Source organism: Singulisphaera rosea (assembly GCF_054877945.1).
Window position 1 is genome coordinate 187,415 of sequence record NZ_JBTYIP020000020.1, and the last position, 16,120, is coordinate 203,534.

10 protein-coding genes are annotated in these 16,120 nt (G+C 65.7%); 9 read left to right on the plus strand and 1 reads right to left on the minus strand.

The window, feature by feature from the left end; genetic code table 11:
* The first annotated feature begins 102 nt into the window (after window positions 1-102).
* The 4 genes from ACYOEI_RS27975 to ACYOEI_RS27990 all read left to right on the plus strand — a co-directional run bounded on the left by ACYOEI_RS27975 (window position 103) and on the right by ACYOEI_RS27990 (window position 4,500).
* Complete coding sequence (locus ACYOEI_RS27975; RefSeq protein ID WP_462852945.1) at window positions 103-885, plus strand: hypothetical protein; 783 nt, start codon at window positions 103-105, stop codon at window positions 883-885.
* Window positions 882-2,237, plus strand: coding sequence for a phenylacetate--CoA ligase family protein (locus tag ACYOEI_RS27980; RefSeq protein ID WP_462852946.1), 1,356 nt, complete (start codon window positions 882-884; stop codon window positions 2,235-2,237). Before ACYOEI_RS27975 ends, ACYOEI_RS27980 begins: the two co-directional genes overlap by 4 nt.
* A 129-nt stretch (window positions 2,238-2,366) precedes the next feature.
* Window positions 2,367-3,086, plus strand: coding sequence for a hypothetical protein (locus tag ACYOEI_RS27985; protein WP_462852947.1), 720 nt, complete (start codon window positions 2,367-2,369; stop codon window positions 3,084-3,086).
* 1 nt (window position 3,087) lies between these two features.
* Window positions 3,088-4,500: a hypothetical protein gene (locus ACYOEI_RS27990; protein WP_462852948.1), complete on the plus strand. Its 1,413-nt coding sequence runs from the start codon at window positions 3,088-3,090 to the stop codon at window positions 4,498-4,500.
* Between the two features lie 243 nt (window positions 4,501-4,743).
* Here ACYOEI_RS27990 and ACYOEI_RS27995 read toward each other — a convergent pair whose 3' ends face one another.
* On the minus strand, window positions 4,744-7,458 hold the full coding sequence (locus tag ACYOEI_RS27995) for a serine hydrolase (RefSeq protein WP_462852949.1): 2,715 nt from the start codon (window positions 7,456-7,458) through the stop codon (window positions 4,744-4,746).
* 629 nt (window positions 7,459-8,087) lie between these two features.
* On the opposite strand from ACYOEI_RS27995, the gene ACYOEI_RS28000 reads away from it, so the two are divergent.
* The 5 genes from ACYOEI_RS28000 (at window position 8,088) to ACYOEI_RS28020 (ending at window position 15,537) form a co-directional block, all read left to right on the plus strand.
* The gene (locus tag ACYOEI_RS28000) at window positions 8,088-9,272 is read left to right on the plus strand and encodes an SGNH/GDSL hydrolase family protein (RefSeq protein WP_462852950.1); all 1,185 of its coding nucleotides are present in this window, start codon (window positions 8,088-8,090) and stop codon (window positions 9,270-9,272) included.
* Window positions 9,273-9,424: 152 nt separating this feature from the next.
* Window positions 9,425-10,369, plus strand: coding sequence for an SgcJ/EcaC family oxidoreductase (locus ACYOEI_RS28005; RefSeq protein ID WP_462852951.1), 945 nt, complete (start codon window positions 9,425-9,427; stop codon window positions 10,367-10,369).
* An 84-nt stretch (window positions 10,370-10,453) separates the two neighbouring features.
* Window positions 10,454-12,496: a tetratricopeptide repeat protein gene (locus tag ACYOEI_RS28010; protein WP_462852952.1), complete on the plus strand. Its 2,043-nt coding sequence runs from the start codon at window positions 10,454-10,456 to the stop codon at window positions 12,494-12,496.
* Window positions 12,497-12,755: 259 nt separating this feature from the next.
* Complete coding sequence (locus ACYOEI_RS28015; protein WP_462852953.1) at window positions 12,756-13,379, plus strand: LemA family protein; 624 nt, start codon at window positions 12,756-12,758, stop codon at window positions 13,377-13,379.
* A 229-nt stretch (window positions 13,380-13,608) separates the two neighbouring features.
* Entirely contained in the window at window positions 13,609-15,537 is a 1,929-nt protein-coding gene (locus ACYOEI_RS28020; RefSeq protein ID WP_462852954.1) for a M48 family metallopeptidase, read from the plus strand.
* Window positions 15,538-16,120 lie beyond the last annotated feature (583 nt).

Genomic DNA, 16,120 nt, shown 5'->3' on the forward strand with positions numbered 1-16,120 from the left:
CATGCCCACTTCGCCGGGGTGGCAATGACTCCGTATCGATCCACCAAAGGCTGCTGAGCGTTACATGACACAACACGTCACTGTCTCATCGCGGAGAGGTCCATGTCCGACGCCGAGGACGCGTTGATCGCCACGGCCGGCAGGGCCTTCCGGCAGACTCGGTTCTACGGCGAGGTGTACGAGTCCGAGCCGACGGACGTTTCCGAGATCCCGTACCTGTCGGCCTCGGACTATCACCGGGCGGCCGGGTTGCTCGACTGCATCGTCGACCGGGAGGCGATGATCGGGACCTTGCCGCCGTACTTCAAGGACGCGAGCCGGTTCCCGTTCACCGTCCCCGAGGACGAGGCCGAGCTCGTGCTCAGGCAAAAGCGGATCGTCCGGGCGATGAAGGATCTTGGCGTCGACTTCGGCGCGTCTCCGCGATTCCTGATCGTGGCCGACGGGAGGCGCGGGCCGTTCGCCTGCGAGCTCGCCAAGGGGATCTACTGGGAGGGGTTCCAGGCTTCGGTGTCTTTTATGGACGCGGAGGAGGATATTCGGCGGGAGGTCGCCGTACATGAGCCCGACTACGTCGTGCTGGCGTGCCGCCGCCATCTCCGCCAATCGATCGGGCGACCTCCTCGCACGGTGATGGTCGTCGAGCATTGCGGGGATCCACCGATCGACGACCTCGCATATCCGGCGTTACTCTATGCGGACGAGGTCGACCTCATCGGGTCGCGGGCGGCCGGCCGGACGTGGTACGACTACGATTCCGAGCAACTGCGGATCGAGGTCAACCCGGCGTCCGGCCTCTCGCACGTGAGCAAGCGGCTATTCACGTGCTTCCCGCTCGTCCGCTATAGTCTCGGCCGGCGCATCTCGACGGCGAATGTCCCGTGACGACGTCATTCCATCGGCATGAAGACGGGTCGGTGAGCCTCCTCGGGACGCGCGAGCGCGACCTCGACCGGATGAGGCGATTCTTCGCGAGGCTGCACCGGGAATTCGGGCACTACCGCTCCGTCATGGATTGCTCGGGATTGTCCCCGGAGGGGTCGCCCGTCGAGGTACTCGGGCGATTCCCGCACACGAGCCGGGAGGACTACCGCGAGATCCTCCAGCCCGAGGCGCTCTCGAGGCTCGGCGGCGAGCGGTTCGTCTGCGACTACAGCTCGGGTTCCACCGGCCGTTGCGTCCTCCGGCTCGCGACGCCGGCCGACGAGCTCGCCGAGCAGGCGATCACCGAGCAGGTCTTCCGCAGGGCCGGGATGCGGGGCGGGGATACGTTCGTCTGCGCCGACGTCGGATTCCCCGAGATCTACGAGTTTTACGCCCGCGCCGCGAGGGCCCTGGGAGTCCGGCGGACGACTTTCCTCCACCTCAATCGCGACTACGCAAGGTCGCTGGAACCGATCCGTCGCCTCGCGCCGGATGTCTTCCTCACGCTGCCGAGCCTCCTGGTCCGATCCTGGCCCCACCTGCGCTCGGCATGGCCCCGCGGCCGATCGCCTATCCGTTCCCTCATCACGATGGGCGAGCCGATGCACCCCGGATTCAGGAACGAGGTCGCCGAGACGCTCGGCTGCGGCGTCCATTCTTTCTACGGGACCACCGAGACCGGCGGGATGGCCGGCGAGTGTGAGCTCGGTACCGGCTGTCATTTCGACCCGACGATGATCGGCGTGACGATCGCCCGGCCGGAATTCCTCGACGACGAGACGGTGCAGGGCGAGCTCGACCTGACGACCTGGCATCTCCGCGACCACCCCATCGTGAAATACCGCGTCGGCGACGTGGTCCGGGTCACGACCCGGCCTTGCGCGTGCGGAGAAACCTCGCCCCGCCTGACCTTCGTCGAGCGCACCCACGAGGGCTTCGTGCTCGCCGGGATGAAGCTCCGCTATCAGACCATCCTCGACGCCTTGAACCGGGTCGCCGGGGACCTCTCCTTGCTCGCGATCACCCTCACCGATATCCCCGAGTCGGAAGGGCATACCCTCATGCGAATCGACCTCCCCGATCGATTCGCTCGGCTCGAGAACGAGCTCCTGGACGTCTTGAGGTACGAGATCTTCGAGCTCGACGACCTCTACCAGTTCGGGCTCGTCCGGTTCCGGTTGACCTTCCGCGCCGGCGAGGCCTTCGAGGGGCGCAAGGTCCGCCGCGTGACCGATCGACGCCTCTACCTGGGCGACGAAGCACCGGAGGTTGCCGAGGAATCCTCGACCGGGCCGACGTCCGACGCCCCCTGATTGCGGAGGCGGTCGGCCGCCCGAAGGGCCTGACGGCCCTTGTCACGATCGGGTCGACGTACTAGGGTTGAATGATCGAGACTCGTGTGAATACCGCGTGTGGTCCCGACCCGACCAGGGAGTCCGTCCGTGTCGACCTATGCCAAGACCGCGCCCGGCGAGAGGTTGACCTACCGCCCGGCCGACCTGCAACGGTACGCGGGGGAGCAATTCTGTCTCCGCATCACGCCTGAGGACATCGACCTCGACCGCTGCTTCTTCGTCTACCTCGACGAGCGGTTCGAGAGCGAGTCGATCCGCAAGCTGTTCCAGGACTACTTCTTCTCACCCGGGCACTTCGAGGAGGCCGAGATGGCCTCCTGGCTCGAGCCCTGGCTGCACATGGACCCGATGCTGCCGAAGAAGCGCTGGCTCCTGCGGACCATGTTCACCAAAGCCCACCAGCAATCGGGATCGGTCCGGTTCTACATCAATCACGGGCCCGGCCCCATCAACCCTGCTGACACGGTGCGCAGTCATCTCGGGACCAGCGTCTTCGACGACGGCAGCTTCGACGACAAGATCCTGGATGTCGTCCTCGAGTTCCACGTCGACGGGGAACCCCTGCGCGAGCTGGACCAGTGGGCGATGTTCCGTCCGACCGACACCTCGCCCGCGAGCCCAGTCGGCTCCGGCTTCGTCACCAGTCGGAGGAGCATTCTCCTCCAAGTGGTCTCGTTCATGATCGCCATCTTCACCTTGCCCCTCATGCTCTACGGCTGTCGGGGCCGGATGAATCGCTTCGCCGGAAATCGGAACATCAACGGCGCGAACGGGGGCGGGGGCGGTTTCTTCGGAGGGATGCTCTAAGTTGCACGAGCGGTTCGAGGTCGTCATCAACGATCGGGTCCGGAATTCGTCCCTGAGGTTCGCCATTCCCCCCGAATGCGGGCATGTCCAAACCCTCGGAGATGTGCTTTCGTTCTATCGCTCGTCCGAGCTCGAGGCGTTCGCCTCGGGAGAACAGGTCGATCCCGGGCCGCTCCTCGAACTCAGTCGATACGCGGACAGCCTGTTCCTCCTGGACGACGAAGGGACTCTGGGCGAGCTCTTCCCCGACCTCCGGTTCCGGGTCGGCGGACGGGCCTGCGGGCTGGATCATCGGCTCGGCGGCGAGAGCGTTCCCGGCCCGATCCGAATCGAGGTCGACCGATCGCGGACCGGCTATCGGCGGAACTGGCCGGCCTACCTGTCGCGACGCTGGTCGCTCAGGGCCGACGCTTATGAGCGATTCGTCGAATCCCTCACCGAGCAGGCTTACGGCAGTGAAGCTGGGGACGTCCTTCAGCTTGACACCCCGGATCGCGCCCGCCGCTTCATCGCCGCCGTGGCGAGGCGAATCCACGCCGCTCCCTACGAGACCTATTCCCGCTACCTCGACCCGTGCGTCCCGTTCCGGAGCTGCGACCAGGCCCTGGATCGGATCATTGAGGGAGACGGCGGCCACTGCGCCGAGAAGGCGATGGCGTTGTATCTCATCGCGCACGCCTACGGGATCGAGGCCGAGGTCGTGCTCGGGGGCGAGGGGGCGTCAGGCAGCTTTCCCTATCGCACCCTCCGGTCGATCCTCGACCAGCACACGTTCGACTTCGCGGGCACGCAGGACGCCCAGCGCTACTGGCAGCACTTCGCCATCCTCTGCCGGTTGCCCGGAGACGCCGAATCCCACGTCTTCTGCGACGTCGCGGGCTCCAACATCCCGTTCCTCTGCCTGGACGACGCCGAAGCCTCGGCGTACCTAAACCCGGGGCGCCGGGAAGCGATCCTGGTCACGATCACCCTCGAGGAAATCCCACTTCATTATCATAGGTTGGCGCATCGCCAAGATTTACCCCTGGATCTCTACGACGCCATGGAGCATTTCATCGAGTCGATCGACGTCATCCAGACGGTCGACAACGAGCTCGGCCTGCTGCACACCGGCGACTACTGGGTCGGGGTCGTCGCCTATCGCAACCGGCGTGAGCTCGACCATATCGTGGCCGAGTACCAGCGCTTCGTCGGCCGGGCGGGTTTGGACCCTCGAGCCGACCTGTGCTTCGCCCGGGACCTGACCTCGCCCCGGCACTCGCTGCTCGAGCGTTTCCTCAACGCCTATCCGCACGAGGCCGGACGGATCACAATGGCCGACGCCCGGATCCGAGAACGGATCCGGGCGTCGGATGATCGCTTCGAGACATGCTACGTTCTTCTCGACCTGAAGACGAAGGCCGCCCGACCTTAGATCGGGTCGGGCTCGGAGCGCATCCACCCGATGGCTCCCGCGGGCTGACTCTTTACAAGCCCGAAGCGCCAGCGAGTGAATTTCCCCGCGAGAAATCAAAGAAAATTCACTCGCTTGCGCTTCGGGCTTGTATCGAAGAGACGCCACTCGTTGGCACCACACGCCTGCCTGAATCCGCACTCCTATGGGACGAGACAGCCCGCTCGCAAGGTTCGAACTCGCGAGCGGGCCTGGAGACCGAATTCAGTCAACGCTCTTGTGGTCGTAGCTCATGGCGCGTGAGACCTTCCACTGGTCGCCCGCCTTCTTCCACAGGTGGACGAACCGCGAGACGGTCACCTCGCGCTCGGCCTTGCCGCCCGCGGTCTGGAAGAAGCGGTGTTTGCCCAGCTCGATGGCACCGATGTCGGAGATCGGATAGACCTCCAGGCTGCCTTCGATGAGTTCCCGCCGCAACCGGCTGTCCTTCTCGCGGAATTTCTTTCGGAAGGTCTCGACGAGGGCGTCTCGCGACCGGGTCAGCCCTCCCTGGTCGTGGTAGAACTCGACGTCGTCCGTGAAGAACTTGTCGATCGTGTCGGCATCGAGGGCATTGAAGGCCGCGAAGAGCTGCCCGTCGAGGTCGCGGATGGTGTGAAACAGGGAGGTTTTCCCGTGCGACACGTCCGCCGCCGACGCGGGCGACGCATCGACCTCGACTCGCTTCGCCACGCTCGTATGGCCGTTGGCGGTCAGGACAAAGCGGACGACCTTGCCGCTCGCGTCCTTCTCGAACGTGATGGTGCGGTCCGTGGTCGGGCTGAGGAAGAACGCGGTCTCGGACTCGGGGAAGAGCTGGAATGGTTTGTCGCCCGACGGCTGGCCCATGAGCTTGTCCCCGTCGCGCGAGATGGTCAGGGTCGCCTCGTGGTTGATCTCGTAGCGGCCGACGTATCGGTCATAGACCTTCGGGTCGACCTTGGCGAGCTTCCGCATCTCCGGCTTGACGTTCTTCAACCCTTCGTTGCCGGTGAACAGGTAGGCATTGAAGATCTTTTCCATCTTGCTGGCGTCGTCGTTGTTCACGAGGAACACGAAGCCGGCGCCAAGGCTCTTATACAGCATCGAGAGGCTCGTGAACCCCGTGTTTCGGCCGCCGTGGCCGAAGTGGCTGCCGAGCGGGGTCTCACCGATGCCGATGCCCAATCCGAATGACGACTTCGGGTCGTCGGGGATCGCGCTCTGGGAGCGGAGCATGTCCTTGGAGGTCGCCTCCTTGAGACCTTGGCCCTGGACGTAGTCGATCAGGAACTTGGCGTAGTTCTTGGCGTCGACGTTCAGGCTGGCCGCCATGTTGGGCTGTTCCGGCTTCCACTTGCCCAGTGGCGACGAGCCGCCGTGCGGGCTGGCCGTGAGCTTCGCGATCTCATCGGTCCAGACGAGCGAGGCGTGCCCGATCCCGAGCGGGCCGAAGACCTCTTCCTGGCAGAGTTGGACGAGCGTCTTGCCGGTCAGCTTCTCGAGGACCTTGCCAAGGTAGACGAACCCTTCGCCCGAGTAGGAGAACTGGGTGCCCGGGGTGAACTTGATGTCGAGCTTTCCGCTCCGCCAGTTCGGGAACCCTCCCCGGTGGGTCAAGACCATGCGCGCCGTGATGAGCTTGTAGCGGTCGTCGTAGGCGATGTCTTCGTAGGGGAGATACGTGTAGAGGGGTTTATCGAGCTCGAGGACGCCCTGGTCGACGAGGCGGAGGGTCAAGTAGGCGCAGACGGGCTTGGTCATCGAGGCGGCTTCGAAGGTCGTGTCGTCCGTCACCGGCTCGCGAGTGACGCTGTCCTTGACGCCGAGGCCGTTGTGAGCAACGACCTTGAAATCTTTGATAACCGCATACGAGATCCCAGGGATCTTGTAATAGTCGAGGTAGGCCTTCACGACGCGGTCGAGCGCCTCGGTGTCGATCGGCCCCGCGCTCATGAGCACCCCTTTATCGCCGATCAGGCCGGGCCAGGGGACCGCCACGACATGGAGGAGGTCGGCCTTCGCCGGGCTCCCGGCCTTGACGACGACGTCGACGTGCGGCTTGCTGTCGACGCGGAGGTCGGTCGAGTCCACGGAGTGGATCGAGTAGGGGCCTTCGGGGAGGTCCGAGGCCTTATATTCCCCCGAAGCATCGACCTTCGCCTCGCGCCAGAGCGGGTCGGACTGGGTCGACTGGATCCGGACCCGAGAGGGGAGGACGGCTCCCGCCCCGTCCTTCCAGGCGATGCTCCCGGAGACCTCGCCGAGCTTCGTGTCGGGGCGGACGAGGAGGAACTCGCCGCAGCGGTCGGGCATGTCGACCTTCTGCGTCCCGGGGCCCCAGGAGAGCCACGAGAACGAGCCGTCCTTGTCCTTGTCTTCGACCGAGATGTCGAACCCGATCACCCGGTCGGTGGCGAGGTCGGCGTCGAGGTTGACCCGCCACTCATAAACGATTTTGTTGTCCGTCCGCACCACGGCCACCTTGGCCGACTTGTCCAGGGCCCCCGACGGCCCGACGACCTGGTCCTGGTTGCCGTAGCGGGCATACTGGACGGTCGGCGACCCGAGCCCGGCGTGGGCCGCGTTCAGGTAGAGCTCGCAACCGTCCTGCGCATCCCACTGGACGGGGCCCGGCTTATCGAGCACTTCGGAGTCATCGCTCACCTCGACCGCGACATAGAGGGCCTTCTCGTCGACGACGTACGCCATCCGGAACTGGGCCTTGACGTCGTCCTTGCCGGCGAGCTTGTCGCCGTATTCGAGGCGGGCGATGGGATAAATCGTCGCATCCTTCGGCCAGTCGCCGAGGTCGCCGTCGGCCTTGAGCCCCGTCGCCGGGTGGGCGACGCCGACCGCACCGTTCTGGGCGTACGTCGAGCTCGCCCCGACGAATGGCGCCAGGGCGCACAAGGAAAACACCAGGCGATCGATCGATAGGAAACGGGACCGGGCGTTCATGAATGGGGATTCCTGAAGGGGTTTTGGCCACGAAGGCCGGAGGCCGTCGGGACGGCGCGAATCCTCTCGCCGACGCAGGTGCGGACGTCGAACGACCCCGAGCCCGTCGATTCCAGGCCCAGACCCGCTCCCTCACGATAAGGCTGGAGTCTCGCAAGGTCGGCGGCGGTGCGCACAAGGAGCGGGAGACGTCGCCGTCTCCGCATCCCGTACCCCGTCCCTTACCGCGGAATCGCGGCCCATGGACGGACGCCGACACATCCTTACACAATCGCCGGGCGAGACTTTGAATGGATTCGCGGAGGATCGGCAAATCTTTTCGGAGTACGTCGGAAATCTCGATCGAGGTGCTCCCAGGCCCGTTTTTCACCACAAAGGCACAAAGACACAAAGGGGAGAGACCAGAGAGCGAATTCCCTTTGGACTCACTCCCGGTCTTCTTCGGGTCTTTGTGCCTTTGTGGTGAATCCCCGACCAAGTCGACCGGACAGGACTCGGTCAACTTCGGCGTGAAGCCTGCCCGATTCCGCTCGATGAGAGGATGGGGACCCCGTACGATGGCAACGCCCCTCGGTCGATCCGGCCTCGAGGGACGCCGGGCAACGATCCTCAATCGAGAGCGTTCAGCAATGAGCATTCGTGCGGGGCTGATCGTCGGATGTCTGCTGATCGGGTCGGCGCAAGGGACCGAACTCCCGCGCGTGGTCGAGGCGCGTGATGGGCTGCCGAACACGGTCGCCAGGCTCCGCACGGGGGGACCGGTGACGGTCGCATACCTCGGCGGGTCGATCACGAACGGGGCAGGGGCGTCGGACTCGGAACGGACATCGTGGCGGGCGTTGACGACGGCCTGGTTGCGCGCGAACTTCCCCAAGGCGACGATCAGGGAGACCAACCACAACATCAGCGGTCTGGGATCCGTGCTCGGGGCCTTCCGTCTTCGGCGTGACGTGCTCGAGCACGCGCCGGCGCTCGTGTTCGTGGAGTACGCCGTGAACGACCTCGGCACCCCCGACGAGCAGGTCGACCGCGCGATGGAGGGGATCGTCCGCCAGATCCACCGTCGCGATCCCGAGGCGGAGGTCGTCTTCGTCTACACGCTCCACCAGGCGATGCTCGACGACTACCGCGTGGGCCGGCTCCCGACCTCGGTGGCCCGCCACGAACGGGTCGCCGCCCACTACGGGATCCCGGCGATCAACGTCGGCCTCGATGCCGCCCGACGCCTCTCGGACGGCCGAATCTCGTGGGATGCCTTCAGCAAGGATGCCTGCCATCCCACCGACGCGGGTTATCGCCTCTTCGCCGACGCCGTCACCGGGTTCCTCAACGCCGAACAACGTCGAGGCATGAGCAAGAAAGCCCCTCAACTCCCCGCACCCTTGCGGGCCGACTGCTGGGAGGACGTCGGGATGGCCGACGCCTCGCGGTCGCTGCCCGCGGGATGGACCCTCGACCGAACACTCGGAGGCCAGGCCTTGCCCAGGCTCGCCGCCTCGGAGACCCCGGGCGCCGAGCTGACGTTCCAATTCCGAGGGGACACGATCGGGATCGTCGCGGACGTCGGGCCGGACTCCGGCAAGGCCGACTACCGGGTCGACGCCGGCGCCTGGTCGACGTTCAGCCCCTATCAGGCGGCCTTCCATCGCCAATATCACAACCCCACCTTCCTCCTGATCGCCGACCATCTGCCCGACGGCCCACACACGCTCACCCTCCGGGTCCGGGACGACAAGGATCCCCAAAGCCGGGGACGTTGGACCCGTGTCGGATTTTTCCTGGTCGACGGATTTGGCTCGACTCCCACCCCCTGACGGCCGGCGCACGATTCGCATGACGATCGCTTGCCGCAGGTGTGCGCCGAGGCCATCATGGGGCGGGACAGGACCGCCGTGGGGCGCGAGGCACTCGCCGGCGAATCGATCCGGGGCATCCCCGTCGACTCTCAGGAGACAGGCGTTCGGACATGAAAACACGACCCTTGGTTTTCCTCGGTGTGTTGCTGTCGGCAACCGCTCTCCGCGCGGCGGACGAACCCAAGGCTTCTCCCGAGGGAGGGAAGCCGGGGAAGCCCGCCGAAAAGACGACGGCCGGCGAGAAGGAGGTCCGGGCCACGATCGAGGCGCTCATCCAGGCCTTCCAGAAGGGAGAGGCCAAGACGATCGCCGGCCTCTTCACCGAAGACGGCGAGGCCATCGACGAGCTGGGGGCCGCGATCCAGGGCCGCGCGGCGATCGAAGAGCACTACGCCTCCCGGATCGCCTCCGACACGACCGACAAGGTCGAGACGACCGTCGAATCGGTCAAGTTCCTCACTCCCGGGGTCGCGCGGGCGACCGGCCGGATGAAGGTCACCCCGCCCGACGGCATGCCGCCGAGCAGCGGCCACTTCACGGCGATCGAGGTCAAGGTCGACGACCGCTGGCTCGTGGCAAGCCTCCGCGAGCTCCCCGACGCCCAGATCAGCCCACACGAGCACCTCAAGGAACTCGAGTGGATGGTCGGCGACTGGATCGAAGAGAGCGAGGACGCGGTCGTCTCGTCGTCCGTCTCCTGGGCCGACAATAAAAATTTCCTCATCCGCTCGTTCGACGTCCGTATTAAGGGAAAAGAGGCCCTCACCGGCAGTCACAGGATCGGCTGGGACCCGTTGACGAACCAGATCAAGTCGTGGGTCTTCGACTCGAACGGCGGCCACAGCGAGGGACTCTGGATGCGCTCCGGGAACCAGTGGGTCATCAAGGCGATGGGAGTACGCCCCGACGGCCGGACCACCACGGCGACCCAGGTTCTCACGTTCGTCGACAAGGATCACCTGGGCTGGAAGTCGCTCGACCGGACCCTGGGAGACGAGATCACGGACGACATCGACGAGTTGCTCATGGTGCGGAAGCCTCCGCAGCCGAAGTAACGTGACGTGACCTGGCGACCCCGACCACCCCTTTTGTTGGACACAACCGCGAACCCGTTTCCCCCCCCCACTGACGAGGCCCCCATGTCGACCAAGTCCCGAATCCTCGCCCTGACCATGATCGCGATGATCACGACGGTCGGCCCCGCGCAAGCACAAAAAGGCGGCCGCGGCGGCGGCGGCGGCGGCCGCCCAGGTGGCGGGGGCGGCGGCCGTCCGGGCGGCGGTATGCCGGGCCGACCCGGCGGTGGCGGTGGCGGTATGCCGGGCCGACCCGGCGGTGGCGGTGGCGGTATGCCGGGCCGACCCGGCGGGGCCATGCCAGGTCGACCCGCCGGAGCCCCCGGCGCCAACTTCAACCGGCAAGCCTTCGGCGGGATCAACAACGTCAACCGGCCGACCAACATCGTCGGCCCCCGTGGGAACGTCGGCAACAACACCCACATCGGCGGCGACCACCTCGGCATCAGCAACCGGACCAACATCAACAACCGCGCGAACGTCGGCAACACGGTCAACAACAACCGCGCGAACATCGGCAACCGGACCAACGTCGGGGTCAACGCCAACAACCGGACCAACATCCAGAACAACACGAACGTCAAGGGCCCGACGAACGTCACCGTCAACAACGTCAACAACAATATCAACAACGTCCGGCAGAACACGAACGTCAACAACGTCCGGCAGACCAACATCCACAACGGGAACAACTTCAACCGCGGCGGCTTCAGCGGCTGGGGCTATGGCGGCAGCGGCTACCACCCGGGCTACGCCGGCGGGGGCGGTTATCGGCCCCCCGGAGGATACGGCGGCGCCGGGTATGCCTATCGGCCCGGATACGGCGGACCTGGATATGGCCATGGCGGTGGCTATGGCTATCGGCCCGGGTACGGCGGATGGAACGGGGGATGGTACGGCGGCGGCTGGTCCCGCCCCAACCCGTACGTGGCCTATCACCGGGGCTGGGTGAACGGCTACTGGAACGGCAATTACAACTCCTGGGGCGGGAGCAACTGGGGTAACAGTGCCCTCGGCTGGGGTGTCGGCATTGGTGTCGCGGCCTGGGGCGTCGGCTCGCTGCTCAATAGCTGGGGCTATTCGAGCTACTCGAACCCCTATTACGGCTCGTCGGTCGCCGTCGTGTCGCAGCCTGCCGTCGTGGTCAACCAACCCCCCGTCGTCTACGACTACTCGCGCCCGCTCGACATCATGAGCGAGCCTCCGCCGCAGACCGTCATCGACCAGTCGGTGTCGACCTTCGACACCGCCCGCGGGGCATTCAAAGCCGGCGACTACGGCCAGGCCCTGGCGAAGGTCGACCAGGCGATCAAGGAGACGCCCAACGACCCGATCCTCCACGAATTCCGGGCCGTCACCCTGTTCTCGATGGGACGCTACGACGAAGCGGCCGTGCCGCTCTACACGGTCCTGTCGGTCGGGCCCGGCTGGGATTGGACGACGCTGATCGGGCTCTATCCGAGCGTCGACGTCTACACCCAACAGCTCCGCGGCCTCGAAGGCTACTGCGACGCCACCCCGAGGGCCGCGGCCGCCCGGTTCGTCCTAGCCTCGCTCTACATGACACAGGGGAGCACCGACGCGGCGATCTCGAAGCTGAACCAGGTGATCGCGCTCCAGCCCCAGGACCGGCTCTCGGCGCAGCTCCTCGACGCGCTCACCAAGTCCAAGGCCAATCCTTCGGTGGCCAGCACCGCGCCGTCCACGCCCCCGGCCGACTTGCCCCCGCCCGACCCGATTCCCGCGGGCCCGGGGCAGGGGCCCGACGCCGGTGCTCCGGCCGATGCCAACGCCCCTTCGGGCCCGCCGCTCCCGAAGGATCCCGTGCCGTCCAGGCTCGTCGGCGCCTGGAGCGCGAGCCCGGCGCAGGACATCTCCATCACCCTGAGCCTCGACAACTCCAAGGGCTTTTCCTGGAAGGTGACCGACCACGGCCAGCCCCGGGAGTTCAAGGGTGAGGCCACCTTCGGCGAAGACACCCTCGCCCTCCTCCCCCCCGACCAGCCCCCGATGGTCGGCAAGGTCGCCTGGAAGGACGACGGCCATTTCCAATTCCAGGCCCTCGGCGCCCCGCCGAGCGACCCGGGACTTAGCTTCAGCAAATGACCAGCAAGGCGCGGGGCCGCAGTCCCACCGATTGCCGAAGAAAGTCGCCGCGAGAGTCAGAGTGCCCCGCATCTCGAGGGAGTTGCGGGGCACTCTCGTCTCACCATGGCGCTCGTGTTGAGTCGGCCACGAAACGAGGCGGATCCCGGTCCTACCTCTTCGATCAAACGACCGTTTCCCGTAAAGTCAATCAGGTCACCCGCTCGCCTCGGCCCGGACGACCCGGCCGAGGCGAGTCGGATTGTCGGGAGCCTGCGCCATGCTGCCATCCCCTCTGTTCGCGCTATCGACCACGGCCGGGGCCCTGATCGGGGTCGGGGCCGTCCTCGTTCTGTTGATCCTCTACGGGGTCGGCGTCAACAACACGCTGGTCACGCTCCGCAACCGATACAAGAACGCATTCAGCCAGATCGACGTCCAGTTGAAGCGGCGCTACGACCTGATCCCGAACCTCGTCGAGGCCGTGAAAGGCTACATGAAGCACGAGCGAGGGACGCTCGAGGCCGTGATCGAGGCGAGGAACAAGGCCGTGACCGCCCAGCAAGCCGCGGCCGCCAACCCCGGCGACCCGGCCTCCATGCAGAAACTCGGCGCCGCCGAAGGCCAGGTCTCCGGGGCCCTCGGCCGCCTCTTCGCCCTGACGGAGAGCTACCCGGACCTGAAGGCCAACCAGAACATGCTCGCGCTCCAGGAAGAGCTGACCTCGACCGAGAACAAGGTCGCCTTCGCGCGGCAGGCGTACAACGACGCCGTGATGAGCTACAACACCCAGCGCGAGCTCTTCCCCGCCTCCGTCATCGCCGGCATGGCGGGTTTCCTCCCGGCCCAACTCTTCGAAGTCGATTCCCCCAAGGAACGCGAAGCCCCTCGGGTCTCGTTCTAGGACGCAACGCGCCAGGGTTACACGCAACAGACGATCCGATGAATCATGTCTACAAGCCCGAAGCGCCGGCGAGTGAATTGATCCGCACTTCGTAGCGTGGGCACCGCCCGCCGGCATGGGGAAGGCTCGGTGGGCGTAGCCCACCCTACAAGATTCGCAAAACTTCATATCTTCGCCAATTGGTTGCGTTCAGCCCCGACTCGGGGCGAGGTTCGAGGCCGGACTCCTCATGGATTACTTCCAGAACCAGGACGCCGCGAGGAAGAAGACGGGCATCCTGATCGCCTACTTCGTCCTGGCGGTCGTCGCGATCGTCGTGTCGATCTACCTGAGCGTCGCGACGATCACGCATTTCGCCAAGTCGGGACACCCTTCGAGCGTCCTCGGGCTCTCGTGGCTCTGGGATCCCGGGTTGTTCGGACTGGTTGCGATCGGCACCTCGGCGCTGGTGGCGGGGGGGAGCCTGTATCGGATCGCGTCCCTGGCGGGGGGCGGGCACACGGTCGCCGAGCTGCTGGGCGGCCGGCTCCTGCACCCGGATACGTCCGACCCCGCCGAGCGCAAGATCCTGAACGTGGTCGAGGAGATGGCCATCGCCTCCGGCGTGCCGGTCCCGCCCGTCTATCTGCTCGAGGGGGAAGAAGGGATCAACGCCTTCGCGGCCGGCTACGCGCCGGGCGACGCCGTGATCGCGATCACCTCGGGCGCGGTGCAGCTCCTCTCGCGCGACGAGCTGCAAGGCGTCATTGCGCACGAGTTCAGTCATATCCTCAACGGCGACATGCGGCTCAACCTTCGGCTGATGGGAGTGCTCTTCGGCATCCTGCTGATCGGCCTGACGGGCTGGGTCATCCTCCGGAGCACGGGTAACGGCAACAGCGACGATCGGCGCAAGGGGGACAATGCCCTGCCGCTGCTCGGGATGGCGCTTTATATCATCGGCTACGCCGGGGTCTTCTTCGGCGACATGATCAAGGCGGCCGTCTCGCGCCAGCGTGAGTACCTGGCCGACGCCTCCGCCGTGCAATTCACGCGCAACCCCGACGGCCTCGCCGGCGCCCTGAAGAAGATCGGCGCCTCGGCCGATGGCTCTCTGGTCCGCAACCCGCACGCGGAAGAAGCGAGTCACATGTTCTTCGGCAACGCCGTCGAAGGGAAAAGCCAGCTCTCCGGCCTTCTCGCGACCCACCCGCCCCTCGTCGATCGGATCCGGCGGATCGACCCATCGTTCGACGGCGACTTCTCCAAGGTTGCGTTGGAGCCCGCCTCGTCCCAAGAGGCTCCCCGCCCCGCGCCCCCGCGCCGGGCAGGACAAGCCGAGGGGGCAGGGGGGCTCGACCTCGGCCGGGCAATCGCGAAGATCGGGACCACCGACCCGGCGCAGCTCGCATACGCCGCCAGCCTGCTGGAATCGCTCCCCCGCACAATGTCTGACGCCGTCCGCGACCCCCTGGGGGCGCAGGGCGCCATCCTCGCGCTCCTGCTCGATGCCGACGAATCGGTGCGAGGCTCGCAGCTCTCCTGGCTCGAGACGCACGGACTCCCCGCGGCCGTGCTCGAGGCCCGTCGGATGCAATCCGACGCCTTGCGACTCCCACCCGAGTCTCGACTCCCCCTCGTGGACCTGGCCGCGCCCGCGCTCCGCCAGATGACCCCGGCGCAGCTCCGCGGCTTCCTGCAATGCGTCGACGCCCTGATCCAGGCCGATCGCACGACAACCCTCTTCGAGTACGCCCTGGAACGGCTCCTGTTCCGGCAAGTCGTCACGCACGTCGTCGGCGCCAAGCCCCCCGCGGTGACCGCCACGACCCCCGAGCGACTCGTCGCTCCCGCCTCCCTCGTCCTCTCGGCCCTGGCCCAGGTCGGCCACTCCGACCCCGAGACCATCGGCCGGGCCTACGTCGAAGGATCCAACGCCCTCGGCTGGCCGGGCCTCTCGTCACAACCCCTGCTCGAAGACGCCATCAACATCCCCGAGATCGACGCCGCACTCGGGCGGCTCGCCGCCGGGTCGCCCACACTCAAGAAGCAAATCCTCGAAGCCTGCGCCGCCTGCATCGGCGCCGACGGCCGCGTCACCGTCGAAGAAGGCGAAATGCTCCGGGCCATCTCCGACTCCCTCGGCTGCCCCATGCCCCCGCTGCTACAGGCCCATTGAGGAGATCAATGCGGGGAGGATTCACCACAAAGGCACAAAGATCACAAAGGATCAGGAAAGAAAATTCTCAATCTTTTCTTCCTTTGACATCACCGACAAAATTGAACGTCCGTACATAATTCCGGGAAGTAAAAATGGTCGGAGGCGAAGAGGTTCGCGCCGCAAGTCTCGGCCCCAGAAAGACTTGCGAGCAAAATCTTCTAAACCTACCATTTATCCCATACATCCTTCCGGGACTTTTGTCGGTAACGTCTCCTTTGTGTTCTTTGTGCCTTTGTGGTGAATCCTTTTCGTTTTGAATCCGAGGCGCAACGGTTACCCATCACTCGACGGCTGCGTAGCGGCCAGCATCCATTCGAGCATTTTCGCATCTCCACAACTAACTGAAATCGCTTGCGTCCTGCGAGAGCTGGCAACCATAGGCCATCGGATGGCAAGATGCAAGCCGCGGTCTAGACCGAAGTTCCAGCTTGCCGAGGTGGGATTTTCCGGGCCGGGGATCGACTTACGTCAAAATCGATTCCCCGTTTCTGGCTACAACGCGATCAAACGCAGTGATTCGGACTGGAGCTCGTCGGCCTCC